The organism is Streptomyces sp. WZ-12, assembly GCF_028898845.1.
In the GTDB taxonomy this organism is placed as follows: domain Bacteria; phylum Actinomycetota; class Actinomycetes; order Streptomycetales; family Streptomycetaceae; genus Streptomyces.
Map to the genome: position 1 here is coordinate 5,835,640 of NZ_CP118574.1, position 24,086 is coordinate 5,859,725.

The following is a 24,086-nucleotide window of genomic DNA, read 5'->3' on the forward strand; positions in this document are numbered from 1 at the left end:
CGTGCGGTACCTGTACTCCTGCCCCCTGCGCTGGTCGGACATGGACGCCAACGGCCATGTCAACAACGCGGTGTTCGTCCGCTACCTCGAAGAGGCGCGGATCGACTACATGCGACGGCTGGCGCCGGGGGGCGACAGTGCGGCGTTCAAGGGCGGCTCGGTCGTGGCGCGCCACGAGGTCGACTACCTGCGGCAGTTGGTGTACCGGCCGGAGCCGGTGACCGTCGAGCTGTGGGTGAAGAAGATCAGTGCCGCGTCGCTGACGGTGGGGTACGAGGTGAAGGACGCGGACACGGTCTATCTGCGGGCCGCGACCGTGGTCGTGCCGTTCGACTTCGCCGCGGGGCGGCCGCGTCGCCTCATGGCGGAGGAGAAGGCGATCCTCAAGGAATACCTGGACGACGCCGCGCATCAGGAAGGGGCCGTCGCGGGATGACGGTGTTGCGGTTCGCCGACGCCGGGGAGGCAGCGGATCTCGCCGCCTTCCTCGGCCGGCTGATCCACTACGACCGGGGGGCCGCGGTGCGGCTCCAGGCCGGGGGCGGCGTGTTGGCCGTCTTCGGCCGTCCGCCGTCGTTCGAGGTGTTGGCCATTCGGACGGCGCGCTTGGCGGAGCGGGGCGCCGATGCCCGTGCCGGTGCGCCCGGTGGTGCGTCCGTTGGCGTTGAGGGCGGTGTGGGTGGTCTCGGGCTGGACGTGACCGTCTCGGCCGGGGAACTGCTCGAAGGGATCACGGAGTCGGAGGGCAGCGTCATCGTGCCCGCCGCGGTGACCGGGCCGCCGTGGGCCGGGGTGTTGCCGCCGCGGGGCGGTTGGACGCGGGTGCCCGGGTTGCCGTCGCCGGACGCGTTGGTGCGTACGGTGTCCGCCGCGGTGGCCGAATTCCGGGCCCGGGACGAGGCGTTGCCCCCGCAGGGGCGTACTCGGAGCGAGCGGGACCGGATCGGGCGGGAGATCTGGTCGCGGACGCTCGGCGATACGGAGCTGCCGTTGCGGGTGGTGCATGCGGCGCAGTCGCTCGGGTTCTTGCGGGGTGCGACGGGGGCCGGGGTGCCGGGGGCGCGTGCCGGTGTTGGTGGTGCGGCTCCGGTGGTGGCGTTGTTGGCTGCCGGAGGGTGGCTGCGGTTGAGCACGCCGTATGGGTCGGTTGCCGTGCGGGTAGGGGGACCTGCGGGGCGGACGGGGTTGTCGGGGCTTACGGTTACGCCAGTTTGAGGGCCGCCGTGGGGGTGTGGGGCTGTCGCCCTGCGGCCCTGACGTCTTGGTGCCCTCGGCGCCCTGACGTGACGTCGCTCCGCCGTCGTTGGTGCGAGGCGCCCCGGACCCGCCCCTTCCCGAAACCGGGCCGGGCCCCGGCCCCCTTGGGGCCCGTTTCTCCTGCCCCCGGCTCCCGGTTGGGCCCGGGGCCTCCTCTGTCCGCTCGCTGCTGCGGGCCCTCGCTTGTCGCCCCGCGCGGGTTCGTCCTCACCCGCCGGACGGGCTGGGCGGCAAGCGACCGTTGCAACGCGCCCGGCGCGTCGGGGAGTTCGAGGGTGGCGCGGCCGCCGAACGCCGGGGCGGCGGTCTCAGCAGCGTGCGGTGCACGCGTACCCGCTGCGCGATGGTGCCGGACGCGGTGCGAGCCCCCGGAGCGTCCCGGTCCTCCGGTGTGGGCGCGCCGGCGGCGGCTCTTGGCTCGGCGGGTGCGGTGCCGGACGGTGGCGACGCGCGGCGGCCCGGGCGGTGTGACCGTTCTCTCAGCCGGCGGTGTTGACCATGGAGGCGGCCGCGTACGTCAGGTAGTTCCACAGCTGCGTCGCGTGTTCCTCGGACAGGTTGAGGGAGTCCACCGCGTCCCGCATGTGCCGCAGCCAGGCGTCGTGCGCGGCCCGGTCGACGGTGAACGGGGCGTGCCGCAACCGCAGTCGGGGGTGGCCGCGGTTCTCGCTGTAGGTGCGGGGGCCGCCCCAGTACTGCATGAGGAAGAGGACGAGGCGCTCCTCGGCCGGCCCGAGGTCCTCCTCCGGGTACATCGGCCGCAGCAGCGGGTCCTCGGCGACGCCCTCGTAGAAGCGGCGCACCAGGCGGCGGAAGGTGTCCTCGCCGCCTACCTGCTCGTAGAAGGTCTGCTCCTGAAGAGTGCCGTGCGGAATGTTGTTCACCGGTCCATGGTGGCAGACGCCCCGACCGAGGACTCCGGACTTAGGGCGGTCCGCGACACGACGCAACTCCGGGGCGTGATCGGTCGATCACGCCCCGGAGTTGGGGTGGGTGGCGCCCCGGCGTCAGCCGCGGCGGACGGTCAGCGTCGTCCAGGCGCCGACGTGCACCCGGTCGCCTTCGTGGAGCGGCACCGGGACGTACGGCTGGATCGGCTCCTCGGTGAGGTTGACCGTGGTGCCGTTGGTGGAGTTCTGGTCCACCACGGCCCAACTGCCGTCCTGCTGCTGGACGAGGAGGGCGTGCTGGTGCGAGACGCCCGGGTCCTCCGGGGTCCGGCCCAGGTCGACGTCCGGGGACTCGCCGGTGCTGTTCCGGCGCCGGCCGACCGAGATCTGGCCGTTGGCGAGCGGCAGCACCTGCTCGGGGGAGTACGAGGGCAGGTTGAGCCCCGCCGCCTCCGGGCCGCTGCGGCTCATCATCGCCATGAAGTACTCGCGGTCCGGCGCGACGGCCACCACCCAGCCGTCGCCGACGACCGGCGGCGGGCCCTGCGGCGGCGCCGGGGCCTGGCCGGGGGCGCCGCCCCACTGGCCGCCGGGTCCCGGCTGGCCGAACTGCTCGGGGCCGCCCTGCGGGGGCTGCTGCTCGAACGGGCCCGGCTGCGGCGGCTGTTGCGGCGGGAACGGGGCCGGCGGCTGCTGCTCGAAGGGGGCCTGCGGGCCGGGCCCGGGCTGCTGCGGGGGCGCCATCGGCGCGGCGTGCTGCTGGGCCGGCGGGTTCAGCGTCCAGTCGTCGCCGCCCTGTTGGGGCGGCGGGCCGGGCTGACCGGGGCCGGGCATGCCGGGGGGCGGGCCGGGCTGGCCCGGGTAGCCGCCGGGGCCGGGCATACCGGGCGGCGGGCCCGGCGGCTGGGGCTGCGGGGCCCCCGGCGGCGGGAAGCCGTAACCGCCCTGGGGCGGCTGGCCGCCCGGGGCGCCCTGCGGGCCGGGACCGGGCGCACCGGGGCCACCGGGGCCGGGTGCGGGCGGCGGGAACCCGTAGCCGCCCTGCGGCAGTTGGCCGCCGGGGCCGGGCAGGGGGGCGCCGGGCGGCGGGGCGAACGACGCCGGGGAGTTGGTGAGGAAGTTGTACTGGCACTCGGCGCAGAACGGTGCCGCGCCCTCGCGCGGCGCGCGGCACTGCGGGCACGCCTGCGGCTCAACGGCCTGCCCGGGGCCGGGGCCGCCGGGCATGGGGCCACCGGGCGCGCCGGGGGCGGGCGGCGGGAAGCCGTAGCCGCCCTGCGGCGGTTGGCCGCCGGGGCCGGGCAGGGGCGCACCGGGCGGCGGGGTACCGGGTCCGCCCGGACCGCCAGGACCTCCGAAGCCCTCGGGCGCACCGGGCCCGCCGAAACCTTGGGGAGCACCGGGAGCACCGGGGCCGGGTGCGGGCGGCGGGAACCCGTAGCCGCCCTGCGGCGGTTGGCCGCCGGGGCCGGGCATCGGCGCGCCGGACGGCGGAGTACCGGGACCACCGGGCCCGCCAGGGCCACCGAAGCCACCGGGAGCGCCGAAGCCCTCCGGGCCACCGGGCGGGGGGCCGGGCTGGGCGGGCGGCGGGCCGGGCTGGCCGGTCGGCTCGGCGGGCGGCGGCGCGTTCAGGAAACCGGCGGGCAGGGAGGGCGGCGGGGGGACGGCGCCCGCCATGCGCTGGCCGCACACCTCGCACCAGTCTTCGGCCGCCGACTGGTGGCCGCTCGGGCAGGTAGGCATGTCGGTTCTTCCCCCTCCGTACCGTTACTTCCGGTGGTACTGATCAGTGCTGTTCATGGCTGTTCATGGTTGTTCATTGCGGTTTCTCCGGGCGAGGAACGGGGGCCGGACGCCTCCCGGGAACTCTCCCGCGGGGCCTCGGTCGCCTTCGCCGCCTGTCGCACAGTACCGGTCGCGGTGTCGACGCCGTCCACCACCTTCGCAAGGAGTTTCGTAGTGTCCCCGTCCTCCGGGGCAACGGCCAGTCGGCGTGCGCGCCGCAGTTCCGCCAGGGCACGACCGGCATCTTGGGACTTCGCCGCATCCAGTACCTGCTGAACGGCTTGGGCCAGTTCGGACCGTCCCGTGTGGTGCGCCACTTGTGGATCGATCCGTACCGCGGCGGCCGGATCGTCCGTCCATACGGCCCGCACCAGGCCCTGCGCCACGGCCCGGGGCGCGCTGCCGTCGGGCGCGGGCAGCAGCACCGTGATCCGGGCGGCGAGCATCTCCCGGCCGAGCCCGGGGTCCGGGACGCGCAGGCAGAGGTGGAAGTCGCGGGACTCGTCGCCCCAGGGGCCGGTCGGGTAGTCGCCCGCGCGCGGCCCCGACGCTCTTCGCCGGCCGGTCAGTTCCCCGGCGGGGGGCGCCACTTGGCGCAGCGACCGCACCTCGGCGCCCATCGGGGTCCGCACCCGCAGGACGACCCCGGCATCCGGGCCGAGGGTCCCGCCTTCTTGTGCGGCCGCGACCGGAACCACCGGCTCCGGCCGCGGTAGGGGCACCGGGCGCCCGCCGGTGGAGCCGCCGCCGGTCGCGGTGACCGTGATGACGGCGTGCACCTCCCGCCCGCCCTCGGGCAGATGGGGGTTCTGGTGCACCTCGGCGGTGAAGCGCGGTGCCCGCGACTTGGCGAAGTTGGCCATGGGTGACGTTCCGCTCCTTGTGGCCGCCGCCGGCCGGCCGGGCCACCGGTGGGCGGACGGCGCGGGGTTGACGGCCGGGCCGGGGGTCTCCCCGGTAGCTGAGGGGGAGGGGCGCGCGGGTGCTCAGGCCGATCCTGCCCCCGTCGCGGCCGCCCGGAACGGCACCACCGCGACCGTGACGTTGTCGTGGCCGCCGCCGTCCAGGGCGTGGCCGACCAGCGTCCGCGCGGCGTGCAGCGGCCGGGCGGGCGCGTCCAGGGGCAGCACCGCGGCCAGTGCCGCGGCCGACTCGGCGTAGTTCCACAGCCCGTCCGTGCACACCACCACGCTCCCCGGCCCGTCCGGCCGGAACGCCGCGACGTGCGGCTCGACTTCGTAGGCGTCCGCGCCCAGCCAGCCGGTGATGGCGTGCGCCCGCTCGTCGGCGTTGGCCTCGGCCGCCGTCATCAGGTTGTTCGCGACCATCTGGGCGGCCCATGAGTCGTCCTCGGTGAGCCGGACCGGCGGTGCGGTGCGGTCGTCGGGGATCCAGTACGCCCGGCTGTCGCCGACCCAGCCGATGGTCAGCAGCCCGCCGCCGACCACCGCGCCGACGAACGTGCAGGCGGGGGCGTTCTGTTGGCGGTACTCGTGGTGCGCTATCGACGGGTCGTCGGCCAGCGCGTCGACCGCCGCCGAGGCCGCCAGCACCGCGTCGTGCATCGCCTGCTGCGGGTGCTCGCCGCGCGGCAGCGACATCCGCAGCGCCCCGGCGGCCCGTTCGGCGGCGGCCAGGGACGCGTCGTCCGGCCGGGTCGCCGAGGAGACGCCGTCGCAGACCACCGCGATCACCGCGGGCGAGCCGTCCGGCAGCGCGGTGTCGGCCAGGGCGAAGAAGTCCTCGTTGCGGTGGTGCCGGCGGCCGCGGTCGCTGACCGCAGCGGCGCCGGCCGACTCCCGCTCGAAGTGGTCCCGTTCGCGCGCGGTCGGGGCCGGCGGGGTGGCTCCGGATCCGGCCGCGGCGGGCGCCGGGTCGGGGTCGGCGGCCGCCGCGGCGGGGGTTCCGGACGCCGCTCCGGAAGCCGCGTCGGGCCCCGGTGCGTCCGAGGCCGCGGTCGGCGCCCCGTCCGCCGCTACGGATTCCGTTTCGGTCCCGGGCAGGGGGGCGGTGCGGGCGCCCGCGGTGGGCTCCGCTTCCGCTCCGGCGTCGGCGCCGGTCAACGCCCAGGCGGGGGCGTCCCCTTCGGGCCGGGTGCCGGCGGCGGCGTCCGCGACCGCCTCGTAGCCGACCACTCGCGGGTCGGCCGGCCGGTCCGCGGCGCCACCGGCCGGCGGCGCCACCGCGTCCCCGAACGACAGGCGGGTCGTGGGGTCGGGCGGTGGCGGGCCCGCCTGTGCCGTCGGGCCCGCCGCGTAGCCCGCCGCCGGCGGGGCCCCGAATCCCGCGGCCCCGCCGAACCCGGCCGGCGCCAGGGGATCGGCGCCACACCGCCCGCAGTAGTTGTCCCCCGCGACGAGCGGCTCAGCGCAGTTCCGGCACCGGGACGGCCCACTCATACCCATGTCACACCCATGTCCTGGGGCGGAAGCGGTTGGCCCGCTCCACCAGTTCGATCCTTTCCTCACCACGCTGCGCCAGCCGCGCCAGCAGGCGGTACGACCGCTCCAGCCCGAACCGCAGCCCGCGCTCGTCCAGCGGACTGCCGAGCAGCGCCGGCCGCTGCCGCGGAAGCACCGGCCCGTCCGGCCCGTCGGCCCCGGCCCCGTGGCCGGGCCCGTCGCCGTGGCTCCCGGAGAGTACCCAGTCCAGGGCACCGCCCAGTACCTCGGTGGCCAGTTGTTCCCGGCGCCGGTCGTCCAGCCCGAAGTCGGCCAGCGTCTCGACCTGTTGGGCGGCGGCCGTGAGATCCGGCAGCAGGGGCTCTTGGGGCGAGCGCTGCCGCAGCCGGGCCCGCACCGCCGCGATCCGGGCCGCCGTGTAGTGGATGGACGCCTCCGGGACGGACTCCAGTGCCGCCACCGCGCCCTCCCGGTCGCCGGCCGCCAGCCGCACCCGGGCCAGCCCGAACGCGGCACTCACATAACCGTGGTCGGTCGCCCACACGAGTCGGTAGTACTCCGCGGCGTTGTCCAACTGCCCCAGTAGTTCGGCGCTGATGCCCAGCGCCAGCTTCGGCGCCGGCTCGCCGGGGAAGGCGTCGAGGACCGCGTCGAACGCCAGCGCCGCGCCCTCCCGGTCGCCGCTGGCCAGCGCCCCCAGCCCGCGGTGCCACACCGCCCGCCAGTCCCCGCTCCCGTCGTCCGCGTCCGACGCGGGGTCGGCGCCCACCGGGCCGTCGGTGTCCACCTGGTCACCCGTGGGCGGGGCGGTGCCGTCCCACCCCGTTGCCGGGGGCGGTGCGCCGGGCACCGGAGCGCCGGGGTCCGCCGCCAGCTCCAACTGGGCGCGCAGCGCCCGCAGTCGCACCTCCGGCGAGTCGGCGGGCGCCGCGCGCAGGGCGCCCAGCAGCTCCGCCGGCGTCGCGGCGTGCAGCCCGGCCAGGAAGCCGGCGTTGGGGTCGTCCGGGTCGGCCCGCGGCACCGGCAGCGCCAGCGCCGCGGCGGCCACGTCCAACGGGAGCGGCGCCGGGCGCTCCGCCGCCCGCGCCGGGTCCTCGGCGCCCGTAGTACGGGCGGCCCGCCGCCGGCCGGCCCGTCGGGCGCCCAGCAGCGAGCTGTCGCCGGCCGGCGGCGGCAGCAGTTCGGTGCCCACCACCCGGAGTTCCGGCCCGAACAAGGTGGACAGCGCCGGCCGCGGCTCGCCCGTACGGAGCGCCACCACCTCCCGCAGCACCCCCGTCAGCTGCTCGGCCATCTCCTCCGCTGACCCGAAGCGGCGCGCCGGATCGGGGTCGGTGGCCCGCACCAGCAGCCGGTAGAAGGACTCGTAGCGGCGGAACACCTCGATGTGGTCCGGATCCGGCAGGGAGTCGGCGAAGACGTTGGTGTAGCCCTGGAAGTCGAAGGTGAGGACGGCCAGGGTGCGGGCGACGGTGTAGAGGTCGGAGGCGATCGACGGGCCCGCCTCGCCGACCTCGGGCGCCTGGTAGCCGATGGTGCCGTAGATGGGGCTCTCGTGGTCGTCCGCCCGCCGCACCGCGCCCAGGTCGATCAGCTTCAGCCGGTCGTGCTGCTGGATGGCGTTGTCGACCTTGAAGTCGCAGTACAGCAACTCCCGGGCGTGCAGGTGCCCGAGCGCCTCCAGCGCCTCGATGCCGTACGCGCACGCCTGTTCCACCGGCATCGGGTCGCGCCGCCCCTGGGGCGTGCGCCGCTCGTTGGCGAGGTCCTTCAGGGAGGTGCCGTCGACGTACTCCATGACGATGTAGCCGTCCCGGCTGCCCGTCGAACGGTCCAGGTGCTCCACGAAGTTGTAGATCCGGACGATGTTCGGGTGCTCGATGGCGGCCAGGAACCGCCGCTCGGACACCGCCGCCGCCAGCGCCTCCTCGTCGCCGGTGTCCAGCAGCCCCTTGAGCACCACCCACCGGTCGTCCACCGCGCGGTCCCGGGCCAGATAGATCCAGCCCAGCCCGCCGTGCGCCAGACATCCCGCGACCTCGTACTGGTCGTGCACCAGCTCCCCGGACCGCAACTTCGGTACGAAGCTGTACGGATGCCCGCACCTGGTGCAGAAGCCCTCCGGCTGGCCCGGCCGGCCGTCCCGGCCCCGGCCCACCGGCGCCCCGCACTCCCCCCGACTGCAAAACCGCTTGCGTTCGGGCACCTGCGGATCGTCCAGCACCGCCGCCAGGGGATCGCGCCGCGGCACCTGCGGCACCGTCACCAGCCCCGCGCCCAGCCGCCCGCGCGCGGCCCCGGAACCGCTCCCGGAGCCCGCGCCCGGCCCGCCGCCGGTGCCGCGCACCACCACCGGCGCCCGGCTGCCCGACCCGCTCGCCGACCCGCTCCCGGGCCCGTCGCCGTCCGCCGACCGCTCGGGGACGTGCGCTCCGGCCGCCCGGCGCGCGCGGGCCCCGGACGGCGGCGGCGCGGCGACCGTCGCGCCCCCGGCCTCCGCCCGCCGCGTCAGCACCGTCGCGGTCACCGACAGCAGCCCCTCGACGGAGACCACCGGCGCCAACCCGCAGACGTCGCAGTACAGTTCACCGCCGCCGACGTCCTCGTAGTGCCCCTCGCACTCCCGGCGCTGGCAGCGTCCCCCGTCCCGTTCGCTCAACTCTCCCCCCGGCCGTTCCGCGGCTCCGGAACCATCGCCTCCGCCGCCGCCTCCTGATAACGCCAAACCGCCTGCTCCGCGACCCGCAGATCGCACGGCGCGCTCCACAGCATCCGGCGCGCCAGGTCGTACCGCTCCACCAGCAGCGGATCCGCCGCCAGCCCGTGCCGTGCCACCCGCGCCCGGCAGGCGTCCAACCGGCCGCGCAGCTCGGCCCGCACCGCCAGCGGCGCGGTCACCGCCGTCAACGACTCGCGGGCCCGCCGCAGTTCGTCCTCCGCCCGCTCCTCCAGGCTATCGAGCAGCGGTGACAACCGGTGCCACAGCGCCCGCCGGCGGTACTCCGCGGCCGTCACCAACTGCTCGTGCAGCGCCGTCGACGGGCCGCTGACCGCCGGCACCTCCGTCGCGGCGATCTTCGCCAGCACCTCGCCGCGCGCCTGCCGCGCCTCGGTCAGCGTCCGGTCCGCCCGCGACAGCACGTCCCGCAGCAGCATCAGCCGCCGCTCCGCGTCCTGCCGCACGTCCAGCACCGCCGCCACCTCGCGCCGGATGTCCTCCAGCGCCCGCGCCGCCCGGTCGTAGCGGGCGGTGTCCGGACGGCCTCCGCCGGGCGCCGCGCTGCCGGCCCCCGCCGACGCCCAGAACGCCAACGGATCCACGATCACCTGGGCGCGCAGCCGCGCCAACTCCGCGGTGATCCGCTCCAGATCGTCGCCCGCCGGATGCTCACCGGGGCGCACCCCCACCGAGTGGGCCAGCGACCGGGTCCGCCGCAACTCCTCGGCCAGCAGGTCTATCCGGGCGGGCAGCGCCGACCACACCGCGTCGGCCGCCACGATCACGTCCAGCGAGCGCGCGTAGAGCCCGGTCATCCGGGCGACCAGCTCTGGCAGGCCCAGCCGCCCGCCGCCGACGTCGTGGATCGCCGCGGCCGGCACCGTCACCTCGCCGTGCCGCAACAGCTCCGACAGCTCCGCGAGCTCCTCGGTGGACGGCCAACGCCGGCGCGCCCGCAGCTTCCGGGCGGCCGTCAACGCCTCCGTATAGGCGTCGAACAGCGCCCACAGCACCGCGATCGACCGCTCCGTCTCGGCCCAGCGCTCCTTGGTGACGCCCGACAGTTCGGCGCCCTCCAGGAGCCGGCGGCCGGCGTGGTCCTGCAGCGCGAGCAGCGACGTCTCCAGCGCCTCGTACTCGGCGCCGAGCCGCGCCAGGGCGCGGTCCACCTCCTCCCGGTCCCACACCGGGGCATCGGGTCTCCCCGCCGAGCCGGGGAAGGGTCCAGGGACCCCCATCGCTCACCTCTCCAATACGCGTACCGTGCACGGCGGTTGATGCCCCCGGCGCTCGCCGGTCCTTGGTCGACAACCCCTTCTCCCGCTCCAGCCCCTCCATAGTGACCCCATCGGCCGCCCCGTGGGGCACCCGGCCGTCGCCGGACCGCCTCAGTCGCTGTACTGGGGCGCCGGCGGCCCCGATATACCGGGCAGATCGGCCTTCAACCACTTCCGGTACGCCCGCATCCAGGGGCTGTCGTCCCCGCCGCTGCGGTAGTCGACCAGGACCGCGTTGACCCGGCGCACCAGGTCCGGATCGGCCTTGTTGATCGCCACCCCGTACGACTCGTCGGTGAACTGCTTGCCCTTCAGCTCCACCGTCGGGTCCTGCGCCGCCTGCGCCGCGGCCAGCGCGCTGTCGGTGACCACCGCGTCCGCCTCGCCCAACTGGAGCCGCACCAGGCAGTCCAGCTGGTTGGGCGCGGTCAGCACCCGCGCGCCGTGGCTCCGTCTCGCCAGCTCCGCCTCGCCCGTCGAACCGGCCGCGGTGCACACCCGTTTGCCGCGCAGCGAGTCGTCGAACGCGGTGATCGGCGACGTCTTGGGGGCGAGCACCTGCTGCCCGGCCTGGAAGTACGCTGTGGAGAAGGCCACTTGGGACGTGCGCTCGCAGTTGATCGTCATGGTCCGCACCACCATGTCGACCGCGCGCTGCTGGACCGCCGGGATCCGCTGGTTGGTCGGCACCGCCTGGAAGACGACCTTGGCGTCCGGCCCCAGGATGTCCTTGGCGATGGCCCGCGCCAGATCGATGTCGAAGCCCTCCAACTGGCCGGTGTCCGGATTGCGGTAGCCCCACCGGTAGGTGTTCTGGTCCACCCCGACGACCAGTTGGCCCTTCTTCTTGATCCGCTCCACCGCCGGGCCGTCGGCCGACGAGGGCCTAAGGCTCCGGGTCGCGGTGGCCGGCGTGCAGCCCGCCGCGGCCGGCTGCGCGCGGCCGGCACCCGGCCCGTACGCCCGGTGCATCGCCGCCGGCCCGGGGCCCTGGGAGTGGCCACCATGGCCGAGCGCGGGCACCAACACCGTCGCGGCCGCCGCCATCACGGCCATGCCCGCCGCGACCGGCGCCAGCACGGCCCGCAGATCCCGCAGCCTCCGCCCGCGCACCACCATCTCCCCAGACCCCCTCACCGGTACTCCGACAGCCTGCGCCCGACACCCAGCAGCGCGGCCGCCGCGGCCAATACGGCCAGCGCCGCGCCGCCCACCGCCAGCCCGTCGAACGCCGCGCGCCCGCCGTCCGCCGTCGACCGGAACCGCTGCTGCTCGTGGACCAGCGCCCGGCCCAGCCCGGTGTCCACCCGGTCGAACGACGCCCCGGTGGAGCCCGTCCCGCCGATCACCTTGGCCAACGCCCGCTCGTAGTCGCCCCGGTCGTCCGCCCGTCGGGCCTCGGCGTGCCGGTCCCGCCACTGCCCGGCGGCCGCCACCGCGTCCCGCACCGGGCTCCGGCCCGCCGCGTCGTCCGACAGCGCCAGCGCCCTCCCCAGCTCACCGGTGGCCTTCGGACCGGGGCCGGCCAGCGCGCGCATCCCCGCCTGGTAGTCGACCTCGTAGAAGTCCTTCTGGTCCTTGGTCAGCACCGCGCCGCGCGCCACCAGCGTCAGGTTCTCGTCCCCGCGCGCCCGTAGGGCCTCGATCCGGGCGACGTTGAGCGCCTCCAACGAGCGGACGCCGTGCCCGTACGCGTCGGACAGCCCGGCGCGCGCCACCGTGTGCCCCGCCGCCAGCCACAGCAGTGCCGCGGCCGTCGCCACCGTCGCCGCGAGCAGACCGCGGTTGAACACCCGATTGGTGCGTCGGTAGTGCCGGCGCTGCGCCCAGGCCAGTGCCCCGATGGCCATCACCCCCGCCGCCAGTGCGAACCAGGGCCAGGCCGTGGCCCGTTGGTGGTCCGCGGCCAGCCGCTCCGTCTCCGCCACGTACAACGCCCGGGCGGCCGGCAGGAGTTCCGAGCGCATCTGCTCGTTCGCGTACCGCAGATAGGCGCCGCCCAGTGGCAGCCCGAGCCGGTTGTTGGCCCGGGCCGTCTCCACCAGGCCCGCGTACCGCGGCAACAGCCGGTTCAGCCGGGCGATCTGCGCCCCGGCCGGGTCCGCCGGGCCGCCCTCCGCGTCCGGTACCCGCGCGTTCGCCGCCGCCTTGACCAGCAGGTGCGACGCCTTGGCGAGGTCCGCCGCGTACCGCTGCCGGGTCGCCTCGGGCTCCGCCCCGCCGGCCAGGAACCCGGCGGCGGCGGTGGTGTCGGCGTCCGCCAGCGAGCGGTAGACGTCCGCCGCGTCCGCGGTCAGCGGCTGGCTGCGCCGCACGACGTCGTCGGCGGCCGCCGAACGGTCGGACACCTGCCAGGCGGTGGCCGCACCGAACACCACGACCAGCAGCGCCAGCACCGCCCCGAGCGCCCGCAGCCGTCCCGGCTCCGTCGTCGCGGCGGCCCGCAGCCGGTCCAGCCCCTCGGCCCACGCGGTGCGCCGGCGCGCGCCGGGTCCCACGACCGGCGCGGGGGCGTACGGGGTCGCGGACGGCGCGGACGTCACCGAGGAGACCGGCGTCACCGACGTCACCGAAGAACCACCCCCTGGGGCGCTGGCTGCGGGCACGGACACATGGCGGTCAGTATGTCCGCAGCGCCCGACCAGCACACCGGACTTGACCCGATCTTGTTCGGATCGCCACCCGCCACGGGCGCGCCCCGACGCCCGCCGCAGGCCGTCACGACTCATCACGCCGCCCGGCACGCCCCGGTTCCCGGAGCCGTGCCCCTCCGGGGCAGCGCGCCGTGCACCGCCCCCGCATTACCCTTGCGAGGAGTCGCCGGACATCAGGTGACCGGGACCGGAGGCCCGCCGCCGTCGGCCGCCCCGGGGAGGAGTGAGCGCGTGCAGACCGTCCGTAAGGGCCGGGTGTCGCTCGTGGAGTGTGCGACCGACGAGATCCGCACCCAGATCGTCAACGGCGTCTGGCCCGTTGGCAGCCGCATCCCGCCGGAGAGCGCGCTCTCCGAGGCGCTCGGCGTCAGCCGCGCCTCGGTCCGCGAGGCGGTCCGCTCCCTGGTCCACACCGGCCTCCTCGAACCCCGGCAGGGCGACGGCACGTTCGTGATCTCCGACGACGACAGCGCGGTCGCCCTCCGCCGCCGCCTGGAACGCGCCGAGCTCAGCCATGTCACCCAGGTCCGCCAGGGTCTCGACGTGGTCGCCGCCCGTCAGGCCGCCAAACACCGCACCGACGCCCAACTGGCCGGCATCGAGGCGGCCCTGGACCGCCGTCGGGTCGCGCTCGCGACGCACGACAGCGACGCGTTCACCGCCGCCGACGCCGAGTTCCACGTCCTGGTCGCGGAGGCCAGCGCCAACCCCGTCCTCGCCGACATCTACCGCTCGCTCAGCGTCGCCCTGCGCGCGGAACTCCGCCGCGCCGCCTGCCTGGACACCGCCGACGCCGCCCCCACCGACCCGCACTCCCGCCTCACCGACGCCATCCGTGCCCAGGACCCGCAGGCCGCCGTCGACGCCGCGGTCCTCCTCCTCGCCGGCCACGTCCGTGACCTGGCCCTCCCGCTCGACGACTGAGCCCCGGGCCAACTCCCGCCCGCCCGCGCCCCTCACCGAGGGGCGCGGGCCATCTCTCCTCGCGCCCCTGCCTCACCCCACGCGCCGCTGCCGAACGCATCCCTCTCAAACTACGCTGAGTGACGAAGGGTTGGCGATCCCGCCGACCCCACCCACGCAACGGAGGCACGCCATGCGCCGCATCACCCGACTCCTGAGCCCCCTCCTCAAGGCCGCCGCCGGCGCCCCGACGGTCCCCGAACACCCCACTACGGCCAGCGGTTTCCTCACCATCGGCGGCACGACCTACATCAACCCGGCCGGTACCTACCCCGTCTACCACTCCGCCGACGGCACCCCCACCCTCATCATCAACGACACCGACCATCCCCTCATCATCATCACGGAACGCGACCACTCGCCCGCACCGCCCGACCTCCTCCTCACCCCCGGCGAACGCATCGAGACGCGAAGAGGCGACTGCGTGCAGGTGGGGTGAGCACGCTCGCGACGCACGCCCACGAGGCCGCCGGGCAGGGCCGGTTGGGGCGACCCCGTGTCGCATCCCCCGGCCCGCGCCGAGGCGCACGGTCCGCCGTGGTCGAGCCGACCCGAGCCGGCCTGAGCCGAGCCGAGCCAAGTCGGCCCGACACGACCCGAGTCGGCCTGGCTTGGCCTGGTCCGATCCGATCCGGCCGGGTCCGACCCAGTCCAGTCTGATCCGGTCCGGTCCGGTCCGATCTGGTCCGGTCCGGTCTACGGCCACTCCGTTCGCAGCCGTTGATAGGCGTTCGGGTGGGGCGTCGGGGTCGCCCGGTCCAGTGCGTCCAGGGCGGCGCCGAGGATCGGTGGGGCGGTGAGGACGTGCGGGAGCGCCTTCGGGGCGCGTTCGGCGAGGAGTTGGGTGAGAAGGTCGTGGAGGAGGGGGTGCCGGGCGGCGAGGACGCTGCCGCCGAGGATGACCGGGGTCGGCTCGGCGAGGAGGTCGAGCCGCCGGAGGGCGACGGTGGCCATCGTGGCGACCTCCTCCGCCTGGTGCCCCACGATGGAGCGGGCGACGGCGTCGCCGCCCGCCGCGATGTCGAAGAGGAGGGGGGCGAGTTCGTGCCGGCGGGCGTCGGGTATCCGGTGCAGGTGTAGGGCCTCGATGAGCTCCAGCATGGTGGTCAGGCCGAAGTGGGCGGGGAGCGCGCGGGCGAGTTCGCTGGGGGCGCCCCGGCCGTCCTCGGCGCGTGCCGCGTGCCACAGCGCCTCGTCGGCGAGGAAGGAGCCGCCGCCCCAGTCGCCGGAGATGCGGCCGATGGACGGGAAGCGGGCGGTGGCTCCGCCGCGGCCGCGGCCGACGCAGTTGATGCCGGCGCCGCAGACCACGGCGACGCCCAACTGCTCGCCGCCGTCGGGGAGTCCGGTCCGGAGCAGGGCGAAGGTGTCGTTGTGGACGGTGACGGCTTCCGCCCAGCCGCGCGAGGTCAGTTCGGCGGTCAGGCGGGTCACCTCGACGGGGAGGTCGGCGTTGGCGAGGAAGGCGGAGAGCTGGGTGACCGGGGCGTCGCCGGTCAGTCCGGCCTGCGCCCGGGCCGAGGTGATCAAGGGGGTGAGGACGTCTACGGCTTGGGCGGTGCCCACCAGCGGCGGTTGGAAGCCGCCGCCGCGGGCCCGGCCGAGGACCCGGCCGTCCGTGGCCACCAGGGCCACGTCGGTCTTGCTGTTGCCCGCGTCGATGGCGAGCGCCGTGCCGGTCAGGCCCACGTGAGGTGCTCCCGGTTGTGTGCGATCAGCTCGTCGGTGAGCCGGTCCGCGTAGTCGATCTGTCCGATGAGGGGGTGTGCGAGGAGTGCCGAGAAGACCCGGTCGCGGCCGCCCTTGAGGGCTGCCTCCAGGGCCAGGTCCTCGTAGGCCGTGACGTTGCCGACCAATCCGGCGAACAGGGGGGCGAGGGGGCGGAGGGGGAGGGGGGAGGCCCCCCCGGGGCCAACGGCCGCCGGCACCTCGATCACCGCATCATCCGGCAGGAACGGCAACGTTCCGTTGTTCCGCGTATTGACGATCTGAACGTCACCGACGGCGGCGGCGTCAGCGCCGCCACCTGTAGCACCGCCGACACCGATGGCACTGCCGCCACCATTAGCACCGGCTCCGCCAACGGCACTGACAACCCCGCCGTCACCGTCAGCACCAACAGCACCAACGCCCTCACCAACCGGAGCCCCACCAACCGGAGCCCCACCAAACGGAGTTCCAACGATCGGAGCCCCAGCGCCGGCGCCGGCGCCCGTGCTCCCGGCACCCGCAGCCTCGGCACCACCAACCCCACGCCCACCAGCGGCAGTGAGCCCAACCGGCGCCCCGGCCCCACCCGCGGTGCGGCCACCTCCGAGCAGGGACGACGTCAGGGCCACCGCCGCTTCCGAGTAGAAGGCGCCGCCGCGGCGGGAGAGGAGTTCTGGCTTTTCGGCGAGGGTGGGGTCGGCGTAGAGGTCGAGGAGCTGGCGTTCGATGGCGGCGACCTCGGCGGCGCGCGAGGGCTTGGTGCGCAACTCCGACACGACCGCGTCGTGTTGGTAGAAGTAGCGCAGGTAGTAGGAGGGGACGACGCCCAGGTGGTCGAGGAGCGCGCGGGGCATCCGGATGTCGTCGGCGATGGCCCCGCCGTGCTCGGCGAGCAGCTTGGGGAGCACGTCCTCGCCGTCGACGCGGACGGCGCGCTCCCAGGTGAGGTGGTTGAGGCCGACGTGCTCCAACTGCACCCGCTCGGGGGCGACGCCCAGCAGGCGGGCGAACTTGCGTTGGAAGCCGATGGCGACGTTGCACAGGCCGACGGCCTTGTGGCCGTGGTTGAGCAGGGCCCGGGTGACGATGCCGACCGGGTTGGTGAAGTCCACGATCCAGGCGTCCGGGCAGCGCCGGCGCACCCGTTCGGCGATGTCCAGCACGACCGGGACGGTGCGCAGCGCCTTGGCCAGGCCGCCCGCGCCGGTGGTCTCCTGGCCGACGCAGCCGCAGGTGAGCGGCCAGGTCTCGTCCTGGTTGCGGGCGGCCTGCCCGCCGACCCGCAGTTGGAGGAGGACGGCGTCGGCGCCGTCGAGGCCGGCGTCCAGGTCGTCGGTCCAGGTGATCCGGCCCGGGTGGCCCTGGGCGGCGAAGATCCGCCGGGCCAGCTGGCCGACCAGCTCCAGCCGGTCGGTGGCCGGGTCGATCAGGGTGAGCTCGGCGACCGGCAGGGCGTCCCGCAACCGCGCGAAGCCGTCGATGAGTTCGGGGGTGTAGGTCGAGCCGCCGCCGACCACGGCGATCTTGATGCGGGAGTACGGGGCGCGCGCCCCGGAAGTTGGCAGCATGTCCGTTTCAGCCCTTCACTCCGGTGAGTGTGACGCCTTCGACGAAGGCTTTCTGCGCGAAGAAGAAGACGAGGATGACGGGGGCCATGACCAGCAGCGTCGCGGCCATGGTGAGGTTCCAGTTGACGCTGTGCGCGCTCTTGAAGGACTCCAGGCCGTAGGAGAGCGTCCAGGCGGCCGGGTTCTGCGCGGCGTAGATCTGCGGGCCGAAGTAGTCGTTCCAGCAGTAGAAGAACTGGAAGAGGGCGATGGCGGCGATGCCGGGGCGGGCCATCGGGACGATGATCCGCAGCAGGGTGCGCACTTCGCCGCAGCCGTCCACCTTCGCGGACTCCACGTACTCCTGCGGGATCGTCAGCAGGAACTGTCGCAGCAGGAAGATGGAGTAGGCGTCGCCGAACGCCATCGGGATGACCAACGGCCAGATGGAGCCGGTCAGATGGAGTTGCTGGGCCCACACCAGATACATCGGGATGACGATGACCTGGGGCGGCAGCATCATCGTGGCGATCACGAGGATCATCGCGGTGCGGCGGCCGCGGAAGCGGAAGCGGGCCAGCGCATAGGCGACGGGGACCGCCGAGCAGACCGTGAAGAGGGTGCCCAGGCCCGCGTAGAGCAGGGAGTTCTTCCACCAGTCGAGGAAGCCGGGGGTGGTGAACACCGCCGTGTAGTTGGACCACTTCCACTGGTGCGGCCACAGTTCGCCGCTCATCGCCTGGTCGTCGGTCATGACGGAGGTCAGGAAGACGAAGACGAAGGGGAGGAGGAAGAACAGGGCGGCGGCGATCGCCAGCGCGTGCACGGCGATCCAGTGCAGCAGCCGCTTGCGGCGGGCGCGGGCGGCCGGGGAGCCGGCGGTGCCGGGGGCGGTGGCCCGCGCCGGGCGGCGGCGGGCGAGCGTCGTGCTGGTCACGTCGGGTCAGTCCTCCGTCATGGCGGGTCAGTCCTCCGCCGGGAGCAGGCCGGCGCGCTTGCGCATCAACAGGGTGGTGACGGCCATCGCGAGGGCGAAGAGCACCAGGGAAAGGGCGCAGGCCGCACCGGTGTTGAAGTTCTGGAAGCCCACCGAGTAGACGAGCTGCGGCACGGTCAGGGTGGAGTGGTCCGGATAGCCGGGCTGGATGACGCTGCCGGGGCCGATGGTGACGCCGGACGCCAGCTTCCCGGCGACCAGCGCCTGGGTGTAGTACTGCATGGTCTGGACCACGCCGGTGACCACCGCGAACAGCACGATCGGGGTGATCGACGGCCAGGTCACATAGCGGAACTTCCCCCAGGCGCCCGCGCCGTCCAACTCGGCGGCCTCGTACTGCTCCTTGGGGACGTCCAGCAGCGCGGCCATGAAGATCACCATCAGGTCGCCGATGCCCCACAGGGACAGCAGCACCAGCGACGGCTTGGACCAGGCCGGGTCGTTGAACCACTGAGGGGCCGGGATGCCGAGCGATCCGAGGATCTCGTTGACCGGGCCGGTCGCCGGGTTGAGCAGGAAGACGAAGGCGACGGTGGCGGCCACCGGCGGTGCCAGGTACGGGAGGTAGAACGCGGTGCGGAAGAATCCGGCGCCCGATTTCACCTTGGTGATCAGCAGGCCGATGCCCAGGCCGAAGACGACCCGGAGCGCCACCATCACCACGACCAGCCAGAGCGTGTTCCACAGCGCCGGCCCGAAGAGCGGCATCTGGGTCAGGACGTAGGTCCAGTTCCGCAGGCCCACGAAGGTGGGTTGCTCGATCTGGTTGTAGTGCATGAAGGAGAAATAGACGGTGGCGATCAGCGGATAGCCGAAGAACACCGAGAATCCGACGAGCCAGGGGGAGAGGAATCCCAGGATGCGCAGGCGTTCGCGGAGGTGTTTGCGCCGCAGCGCCGGCGCGGTGGGGAGGGTGGCTGCCATGGCGGGCTCCGTCAGTTCTCGGACTGGAGGTTGTCGGCGTCGATCCGCGCGTCGAGTCGGCGCAGTCCCGCGCCGAGGTCGGGGACCTTTCCGGCCTCCTCGGCGTAGGCGAAGTCCTGGAGCGAGGTGACGTACATGTCGCCGTTGTTGGACGGGGGCAGTGCGGTGCTGTGCGGATTGCGGGCGATGCCGAGGAAGGTGCGGAATTCCGGGTCGGCGTCCAGCTTGGGGGAGGTGAGCGCGGCATTGGTGGACGGGACGTTGTGAATGGCGTTGGCGAACGCGACGACCTGGTCGGTGTTCACGGTCAGGAATCTCACCAACTCCCATGCCGCGTTCTGGTGTTGGCTGCTGTGCGCGATGCCGGCGATGGTGCCGGTGAGGTAGCCGCGGCCGTAGGTGTCCGCCTGGTCGTCCGGCACCGGCATCGGCGCGACGCCCCAGGCGAACGGCGCCTTGGCCTCCTTGAGGAGCAGGCCGCGCCATTCGCCGTCCATGTGCATGGCCACCTTCTGCCGCAGGAAGGCGTTCTGCGAGGACATTTCGTCGCCGAATCCGGCGCGGAACTTCTCCATCGCGAAATAGCCGCCCTGGGCGTCGATGAGGGCCCGCTGGGTGGTGAAGAATTCCCGGGTCTTGGGGTCCTCGGCGAGCTGCGCCTTGCCGCTGTGGTCGAAGTAGGTGGGGCCCCATTGGGCGAAGAGCCGGTCCGGACTGTTCTGGTAGAGGCGGAAGTTGGGCATGAAGCCGACTTGTCGATAGGAGCCGTTCGGGGCGCGGCGGGTGAGTTTCGCGGCGTCCCGTTTCAGCTCCGACATGGTGTGCGGCGGCCGGTCGATGCCGGCGCGTCGGAAGGCGTCCTTGTTGTAGTAGAGGCCGTAGGTGTCGGCGAGCAGGGGGAGGGCGCATTGCCGGCCGCGGTATCGGGTGTAGTCGAGCAGGGTCTTCGGGAAGACCTTCTCCTTCACCACGCCGCTCTTCTTCAGGAACGGGTCGAGGTCCGCCCACATGCCGGACGAGCAGTACTGGCCCACGTTGTTGGTGGTGAACGAGGACACCACGTCGGGTGCGTCGCTGCCGCCGGCCCGCAGCGCCTGGTTCATGGTGTCGTCGGAGACGTTGCCGACGGCCTTCACGGTGATGTTGGGGTGCAGCTTCTCGAACCGCGCGATGCTGTCGTCGATCGCCTTGACCTCGCCCGCCTCGGACCAGCCGTGCCAGAAGGTGAGGGTGACGGGCTTGCTGGGGTCGTCGCGGTCGCTGCCGACGCTGGGGTGGGCGCACCCCGCGGTGAGCACCCCGACGGCGGCCAGCCCGACCAGCAGACGGCGGCCCGGACGGCGGAACCGGCCACGGGGACGAGGACGGATGCGGGCGGCCGGGTGGGGGAGCGGCATGCGGACTTCCTTACGTCAAGGGTTCCTTGGGGCCCGTAGGGGCTCCCCGGCCGGGGCGTGCGGAGGTCAGGCGGTGTCGAAGACCGCGTCGCGGGCCTCGGCGAGCGCGGTGCGCAGCGCGCCGGTGAGGATCGGGTTGCCGGCGATGTCGCTGATCCGGATCTCGGGGCGGGGCAGCGCCAGGCCGGTGAACTCCTCCTCGACCAGGGCCCGCAGCGGCTCGCCGCCGGCCTGCGGGACCTCGCCGGAGAGCACCACCAGCCGGGGGTCGACCACCGCGACCACCGCGGCCAGCCCGGTCGCCAGCCGCCGCGCCACCTCGACCCGCACGTCCCTGAGGGCCAGCGCCTCGGCGACGGTGCGGACGTCCGACGCGCCGCGCTCGTGGGCGAGTTCGACGACGCTGGGCGCGCCGACCAGCCGCTGGAAGCCGCCGCCGGCGTCCGGCCGGGCGGCGCTGCGGTCGCCGTCCCGGGCCAACGGCGCGCCGGGCAGCGGCATATAGCCGATCTCGCCCGCGCCCCCGGTGGCGCCGCGCAGCAGCCGGCCGTCCAGCACGATCGCGGCGCCCACGCCCTCGTCGACCCACACCAGCACGAAGTCGTCGAAGTCCTGGGCGGCGCCGTCGTGTTGCTCGGCCACCGCGGCGAGGTTCACATCGTTCTCGATGACCAGCGGCACGCCGAGGGCCTCGGCCAACTCCTCCCGCAGCGCCCGGGACTGCCAGCCGGGTAGGTGGGGCGCGTACCGCAGCAGGCCGGTGCCCGGGTCGAGGGCGCCGGGCGTGCCGATCACCGCGCGGTGCAACTGCCCGCGTTCCAGGCCGGACTTGGCCAGCGCGCCGTCCACGGCCCGGACCACCAGCCGGGCGGTGAGGTCGGTGGCGTCCGCGGGGACCGCGTCGGTGTCGACCCGCGCCTCGCCGAGCACCCGCCCGGTGATGTCGGCGACGGCCGCGGTCAGGCCCTCCTGGTCGACGGCGAGCGCGGCGACGTAGGCGGCGGCCGGGTTGACCTCGTAGAGCTGGGCGCTGGGGCCGGGGCGGCCGATGACGTTCCCGGTGGTGCGGACGAGCCCCGCCGCGGTCAGCCGGCCCAGCAGTTGGGAGGCGGTGGGCTTGGACAGGCCGGTCAACTCGCCGATCTGGGTGCGGGTCAGCGGCCCCTGGGAGACCAACAGGTCCAGCGCGGCCCGGTCGTTCATGGCGCGCAGCACCCTGGGGGTGCCCGGCGTTCCCTGTCCAGCTCCGGCCATGTCGCTGCCCCCACCCCGTAGTTCCGTGCGGAAACTGTCCGGAAGGTGTCTGTTAGGAAACCTTCCAATTGCTGGCAAGGAAGGTAGGCCGCCGGTCAGGGGTGCGTCAATGGTCCCAACGCGGCTTTCGGTTCCGCGAGTTCGTGCGGCGCGTACGGGCGAGGGCGCGGGAACTGCGCGAGGGGCGCCCGGCGTTCGGCCGGTGCGCCCCTCGGTGCCCCAGGGGGTCGGGCCACCGTTCCGGAGGATCAGGCCCTCTTCCCTGTTTTCCCCGTTGACGCTGCCGACCCCTCGCACCCGAAGCGGGACGACGGTACGCATGACAGAAGGGCATGTGAGCCGAGTCACATGCCCTTCTGTGGTGGCGCGTTACTTGTTGAGCTGCGGCGGCGGTATCGGGTTCGTCGCCAACGACTGCGGCGAGGTGGGGTTGCCCAGCGCCGAGGGGGCGGCCATCGCGGCGGACGGGTCGGCCGCCGCCGCCTCGCCCTCCACGGGGGCCGGGCGCGGCGCCAGGTGGATGCCGGCCGCGTCCAGTGCGTGCTTGACCCGCCAGCGCAGCTCGCGCTCGACGCCGCCCGCCTTGCCCGGCATGGTCTTGGCCGAGATGCTGACCGTGACGGTGTCCAGCGAGACCTCGCTCAGGCCCAACACCTCCACCGGCTCCCACAGTTGCTCGTTCCACGGCTCGGCCTTGGACATCTCCTCACCGGCCTCGGCGATCACCGAACGGGCCCGCTCCAGGTCCTGGTCCGCGGAGACCAGGACGTCGACGTGGGCGGTGGACCAGCCCTGGCTGAGGTTGCCGATCCGCTTGACCTCGCCGTTGCGGATGTACCAGATCGCGCCGTTGGGGCCGCGCAGCTTGGTGACCCGCAGCCCGACCTCGATGACCGTGCCGGTGGCCACGCCCGCGTCGATCTCGTCGCCGACGCCGTACTGGTCCTCCAGGATCATGAAGACGCCGGAGAGGAAGTCGGTGACGAGGTTGCGGGCGCCGAAACCGATCGCGACGCCGGCCACGCCCGCGCTGGCCAGCAGCGGCGCCAGGTTGATCTGCAGGACCGAGAGCACGGTCATCGCGGCCGTGCCCATGATCAGGAAGGAGGCGACGCTGCGCAGCACCGAGCCGATCGCCTCGGACCGCTGCCGCCGCCGCTCGGCGTTGACCAGCAGCCCGCCCAGCGCGGTGCCCTGGGCGGCGGTCGCGGTGCGGTTCATCCGCTCGATGAGCTTGGTGATGGTGCGGCGTATGACGTGCCGCAGGACCACCGCGATCACGATGATCAGGATGATCTGGAGTCCGGACGTGAGCCACGTCCCCCAGTTCGCCTGGACCCAGTCGGCGGCGTTGGTGGCCTTCTGGGTGGCCTCGTCGAGGGAGGTCGGACCGGTTGAGCCGGCCGCGGCGGAGCGCGGCGGCGCGGCGGCGACCATCGGGGCGGACCAGTACACAGCGGAACCTTCCGTGAGGGACAGCGCACCCGGGCCGCCAGGGAGGACCCGAGGGGCCGGGCAGACCTAACACACTAACGGGGCAACGCGGGCGGTCCGAGCCTGTGTTCGATCATGGGGCGCCCGGGACGGCCGGAAAGTGCCGGATCTGGTGGGATCTGCGGCGCTGTGGTGGAAAACACCTCCGGCCCGTTACCCGGTCATGGTGGCGCCGTGACCAGGCACCGGGGGACACTGTGGGGAGATCGTCCCGGCGCGAGCCACGCGCCGCCGGCGTACAAGGAGGCACCCGTGCCGCATGTCCTGGTCCTCAATGCGTCGTACGAGCCGCTCGGCGTCGTACCGCTCCGCCGTGCGCTCATCCTCGTCCTCAATGAGAAGGCCGTCAGCCTTGAGGAATCCGGCGCCCTGATGCACAGCGCGACCCGTGTCATCCCCGCTCCGAGCGTGGTCCGCTTGAAGCGGTTTGTGAGAGTGCCCTTTCGGGGCCCCGTCCCGCTGACCCGCCGGGCGCTCTTCGCCCGGGACGGTGGGCGGTGCATGTACTGCGGTGGCGTCGCAACCAGCGTCGACCACGTCGTCCCGCGCAGCCGCGGCGGCCAGCACACCTGGGAGAACGTCGTCGCCGCGTGCCGGCGTTGCAACCACGTCAAGGCCGACCGCCATGTCGCCGAGATCGGCTGGCGGCTGCGCCATCAGCCCGCACCGCCGTCGGGACTGGCCTGGCGGATCATCGGCACGGGGCATAGGGATCCGCGCTGGCTGCCTTATTTGCAGCCGTACGGCGCGGATGACGCGTTGGCCCGGATCGATGCCGTATCGGCGTAGATCCGGGTTTTTGCGTCAGTGAGG

At 74.1% G+C, this 24,086-nt stretch carries 19 protein-coding genes and 2 pseudogenes; 5 read left to right on the forward strand and 16 right to left on the reverse strand.

The features are described 5' to 3' along the window. The first annotated feature begins 1 nt into the window (after position 1). Both PV796_RS25205 and PV796_RS25210 read left to right on the forward strand, forming a co-directional pair. Positions 2-436, forward strand: coding sequence for an acyl-CoA thioesterase (locus PV796_RS25205; protein ID WP_274915664.1), 435 nt, complete (start codon positions 2-4; stop codon positions 434-436). Further along, on the forward strand, positions 433-1,215 hold the full coding sequence (locus PV796_RS25210) for a hypothetical protein (RefSeq protein WP_274915665.1): 783 nt from the start codon (positions 433-435) through the stop codon (positions 1,213-1,215). The genes PV796_RS25205 and PV796_RS25210 overlap by 4 nt, the downstream gene beginning before the upstream one ends. 521 nt (positions 1,216-1,736) lie before the next feature. Here PV796_RS25210 and PV796_RS25215 read toward each other — a convergent pair. From PV796_RS25215 to PV796_RS25250, 8 genes are all read right to left on the reverse strand, one after another. Beyond that, positions 1,737-2,141, reverse strand: a complete 405-nt coding sequence (locus PV796_RS25215; RefSeq protein WP_274915666.1) for a globin — start codon at positions 2,139-2,141, stop codon at positions 1,737-1,739. Between the two features lie 123 nt (positions 2,142-2,264). Next, complete coding sequence (locus PV796_RS25220) at positions 2,265-3,893, reverse strand: FHA domain-containing protein (RefSeq protein WP_274915667.1); 1,629 nt, start codon at positions 3,891-3,893, stop codon at positions 2,265-2,267. 53 nt (positions 3,894-3,946) lie between these two features. After that, complete coding sequence (locus PV796_RS25225) at positions 3,947-4,798, reverse strand: hypothetical protein (protein ID WP_274915668.1); 852 nt, start codon at positions 4,796-4,798, stop codon at positions 3,947-3,949. Positions 4,799-4,921: 123 nt separating this feature from the next. Beyond that, positions 4,922-6,340 (reverse strand): PP2C family protein-serine/threonine phosphatase, encoded by a 1,419-nt coding sequence (locus PV796_RS25230; RefSeq protein ID WP_274915669.1) that lies wholly within the window; start codon positions 6,338-6,340, stop codon positions 4,922-4,924. 1 nt (position 6,341) lies between these two features. Further along, positions 6,342-8,996 carry a serine/threonine-protein kinase gene (locus PV796_RS25235; protein WP_274915670.1) on the reverse strand — a complete coding sequence of 885 codons (2,655 nt, stop codon included), beginning with the start codon at positions 8,994-8,996 and terminating at the stop codon, positions 6,342-6,344. Then, a complete protein-coding gene (locus PV796_RS25240) occupies positions 8,993-10,294 on the reverse strand; it encodes a hypothetical protein (protein ID WP_274915671.1) in 1,302 nt (433 codons plus the stop codon). The genes PV796_RS25235 and PV796_RS25240 overlap by 4 nt, the downstream gene beginning before the upstream one ends. Positions 10,295-10,444: 150 nt before the next feature. Further along, complete coding sequence (locus PV796_RS25245) at positions 10,445-11,452, reverse strand: glutamate ABC transporter substrate-binding protein (protein WP_274919227.1); 1,008 nt, start codon at positions 11,450-11,452, stop codon at positions 10,445-10,447. Positions 11,453-11,466: 14 nt separating this feature from the next. Then, positions 11,467-12,894: a hypothetical protein gene (locus tag PV796_RS25250; RefSeq protein WP_446750699.1), complete on the reverse strand. Its 1,428-nt coding sequence runs from the start codon at positions 12,892-12,894 to the stop codon at positions 11,467-11,469. Positions 12,895-13,218: 324 nt separating this feature from the next. On the opposite strand from PV796_RS25250, the gene PV796_RS25255 reads away from it, so the two are divergent. Both PV796_RS25255 and PV796_RS25260 read left to right on the forward strand, forming a co-directional pair. After that, entirely contained in the window at positions 13,219-13,911 is a 693-nt protein-coding gene (locus PV796_RS25255; protein ID WP_274915672.1) for a FadR/GntR family transcriptional regulator, read from the forward strand. A gap of 172 nt (positions 13,912-14,083) precedes the next feature. Next, positions 14,084-14,389 carry a hypothetical protein gene (locus PV796_RS25260; protein ID WP_274915673.1) on the forward strand — a complete coding sequence of 102 codons (306 nt, stop codon included), beginning with the start codon at positions 14,084-14,086 and terminating at the stop codon, positions 14,387-14,389. Between the two features lie 257 nt (positions 14,390-14,646). Here PV796_RS25260 and PV796_RS25265 read toward each other — a convergent pair whose 3' ends face one another. From PV796_RS25265 to PV796_RS25295, 8 genes and pseudogenes are all read right to left on the reverse strand, one after another. Then, positions 14,647-15,639, reverse strand: coding sequence for an N-acetylglucosamine kinase (locus PV796_RS25265; protein ID WP_274915674.1), 993 nt, complete (start codon positions 15,637-15,639; stop codon positions 14,647-14,649). Continuing rightward, a pseudogene (locus PV796_RS42430) lies at positions 15,630-15,941 on the reverse strand (family 4 glycosyl hydrolase); the annotation flags it as partial. The gene PV796_RS25265 and the pseudogene PV796_RS42430, both read right to left, overlap by 10 nt. A gap of 258 nt (positions 15,942-16,199) precedes the next feature. Beyond that, positions 16,200-17,189, reverse strand: a pseudogene (locus PV796_RS42435) (family 4 glycosyl hydrolase); the annotation flags it as partial. 46 nt (positions 17,190-17,235) lie between these two features. Next, on the reverse strand, positions 17,236-18,144 hold the full coding sequence (locus PV796_RS25275) for a carbohydrate ABC transporter permease (RefSeq protein ID WP_274915676.1): 909 nt from the start codon (positions 18,142-18,144) through the stop codon (positions 17,236-17,238). A 27-nt stretch (positions 18,145-18,171) separates the two neighbouring features. Continuing rightward, positions 18,172-19,128: a carbohydrate ABC transporter permease gene (locus PV796_RS25280; protein WP_274915677.1), complete on the reverse strand. Its 957-nt coding sequence runs from the start codon at positions 19,126-19,128 to the stop codon at positions 18,172-18,174. A gap of 11 nt (positions 19,129-19,139) precedes the next feature. Next, a complete protein-coding gene (locus tag PV796_RS25285; protein ID WP_274915678.1) occupies positions 19,140-20,525 on the reverse strand; it encodes an extracellular solute-binding protein in 1,386 nt (461 codons plus the stop codon). Positions 20,526-20,591: 66 nt separating this feature from the next. Then, positions 20,592-21,779 carry an ROK family transcriptional regulator gene (locus PV796_RS25290; protein WP_274915679.1) on the reverse strand — a complete coding sequence of 396 codons (1,188 nt, stop codon included), beginning with the start codon at positions 21,777-21,779 and terminating at the stop codon, positions 20,592-20,594. 369 nt (positions 21,780-22,148) lie between these two features. Next, the gene (locus tag PV796_RS25295; protein WP_274915680.1) at positions 22,149-23,234 is read right to left on the reverse strand and encodes a mechanosensitive ion channel family protein; all 1,086 of its coding nucleotides are present in this window, start codon (positions 23,232-23,234) and stop codon (positions 22,149-22,151) included. Between the two features lie 291 nt (positions 23,235-23,525). On the opposite strand from PV796_RS25295, the gene PV796_RS25300 reads away from it, so the two are divergent. Further along, positions 23,526-24,062 carry an HNH endonuclease gene (locus PV796_RS25300; RefSeq protein ID WP_274915681.1) on the forward strand — a complete coding sequence of 179 codons (537 nt, stop codon included), beginning with the start codon at positions 23,526-23,528 and terminating at the stop codon, positions 24,060-24,062. Positions 24,063-24,086: the final 24 nt, after the last annotated feature.

What these genes read in the sequence shown, in the direction of transcription:
- PV796_RS25210 (WP_274915665.1), top strand. Translation starts at nt 433, where the DNA reads ATGACGGTGTTGCGGTTCGCCGACGCCGGGGAGGCAGCGGATCTCGCC.
- PV796_RS25220 (WP_274915667.1), bottom strand. Translation starts at nt 3,893, where the DNA reads ATGCCTACCTGCCCGAGCGGCCACCAGTCGGCGGCCGAAGACTGGTGC.
- PV796_RS25225 (WP_274915668.1), bottom strand. Translation starts at nt 4,798, where the DNA reads ATGGCCAACTTCGCCAAGTCGCGGGCACCGCGCTTCACCGCCGAGGTG.
- PV796_RS25230 (WP_274915669.1), bottom strand. Translation starts at nt 6,340, where the DNA reads ATGGGTATGAGTGGGCCGTCCCGGTGCCGGAACTGCGCTGAGCCGCTC.
- PV796_RS25240 (WP_274915671.1), bottom strand. Translation starts at nt 10,294, where the DNA reads ATGGGGGTCCCTGGACCCTTCCCCGGCTCGGCGGGGAGACCCGATGCC.
- PV796_RS25245 (WP_274919227.1), bottom strand. Translation starts at nt 11,452, where the DNA reads ATGGTGGTGCGCGGGCGGAGGCTGCGGGATCTGCGGGCCGTGCTGGCG.
- PV796_RS25260 (WP_274915673.1), top strand. Translation starts at nt 14,084, where the DNA reads ATGCGCCGCATCACCCGACTCCTGAGCCCCCTCCTCAAGGCCGCCGCC.
- PV796_RS25280 (WP_274915677.1), bottom strand. Translation starts at nt 19,128, where the DNA reads ATGGCAGCCACCCTCCCCACCGCGCCGGCGCTGCGGCGCAAACACCTC.
- PV796_RS25285 (WP_274915678.1), bottom strand. Translation starts at nt 20,525, where the DNA reads ATGCCGCTCCCCCACCCGGCCGCCCGCATCCGTCCTCGTCCCCGTGGC.
- PV796_RS25290 (WP_274915679.1), bottom strand. Translation starts at nt 21,779, where the DNA reads ATGGCCGGAGCTGGACAGGGAACGCCGGGCACCCCCAGGGTGCTGCGC.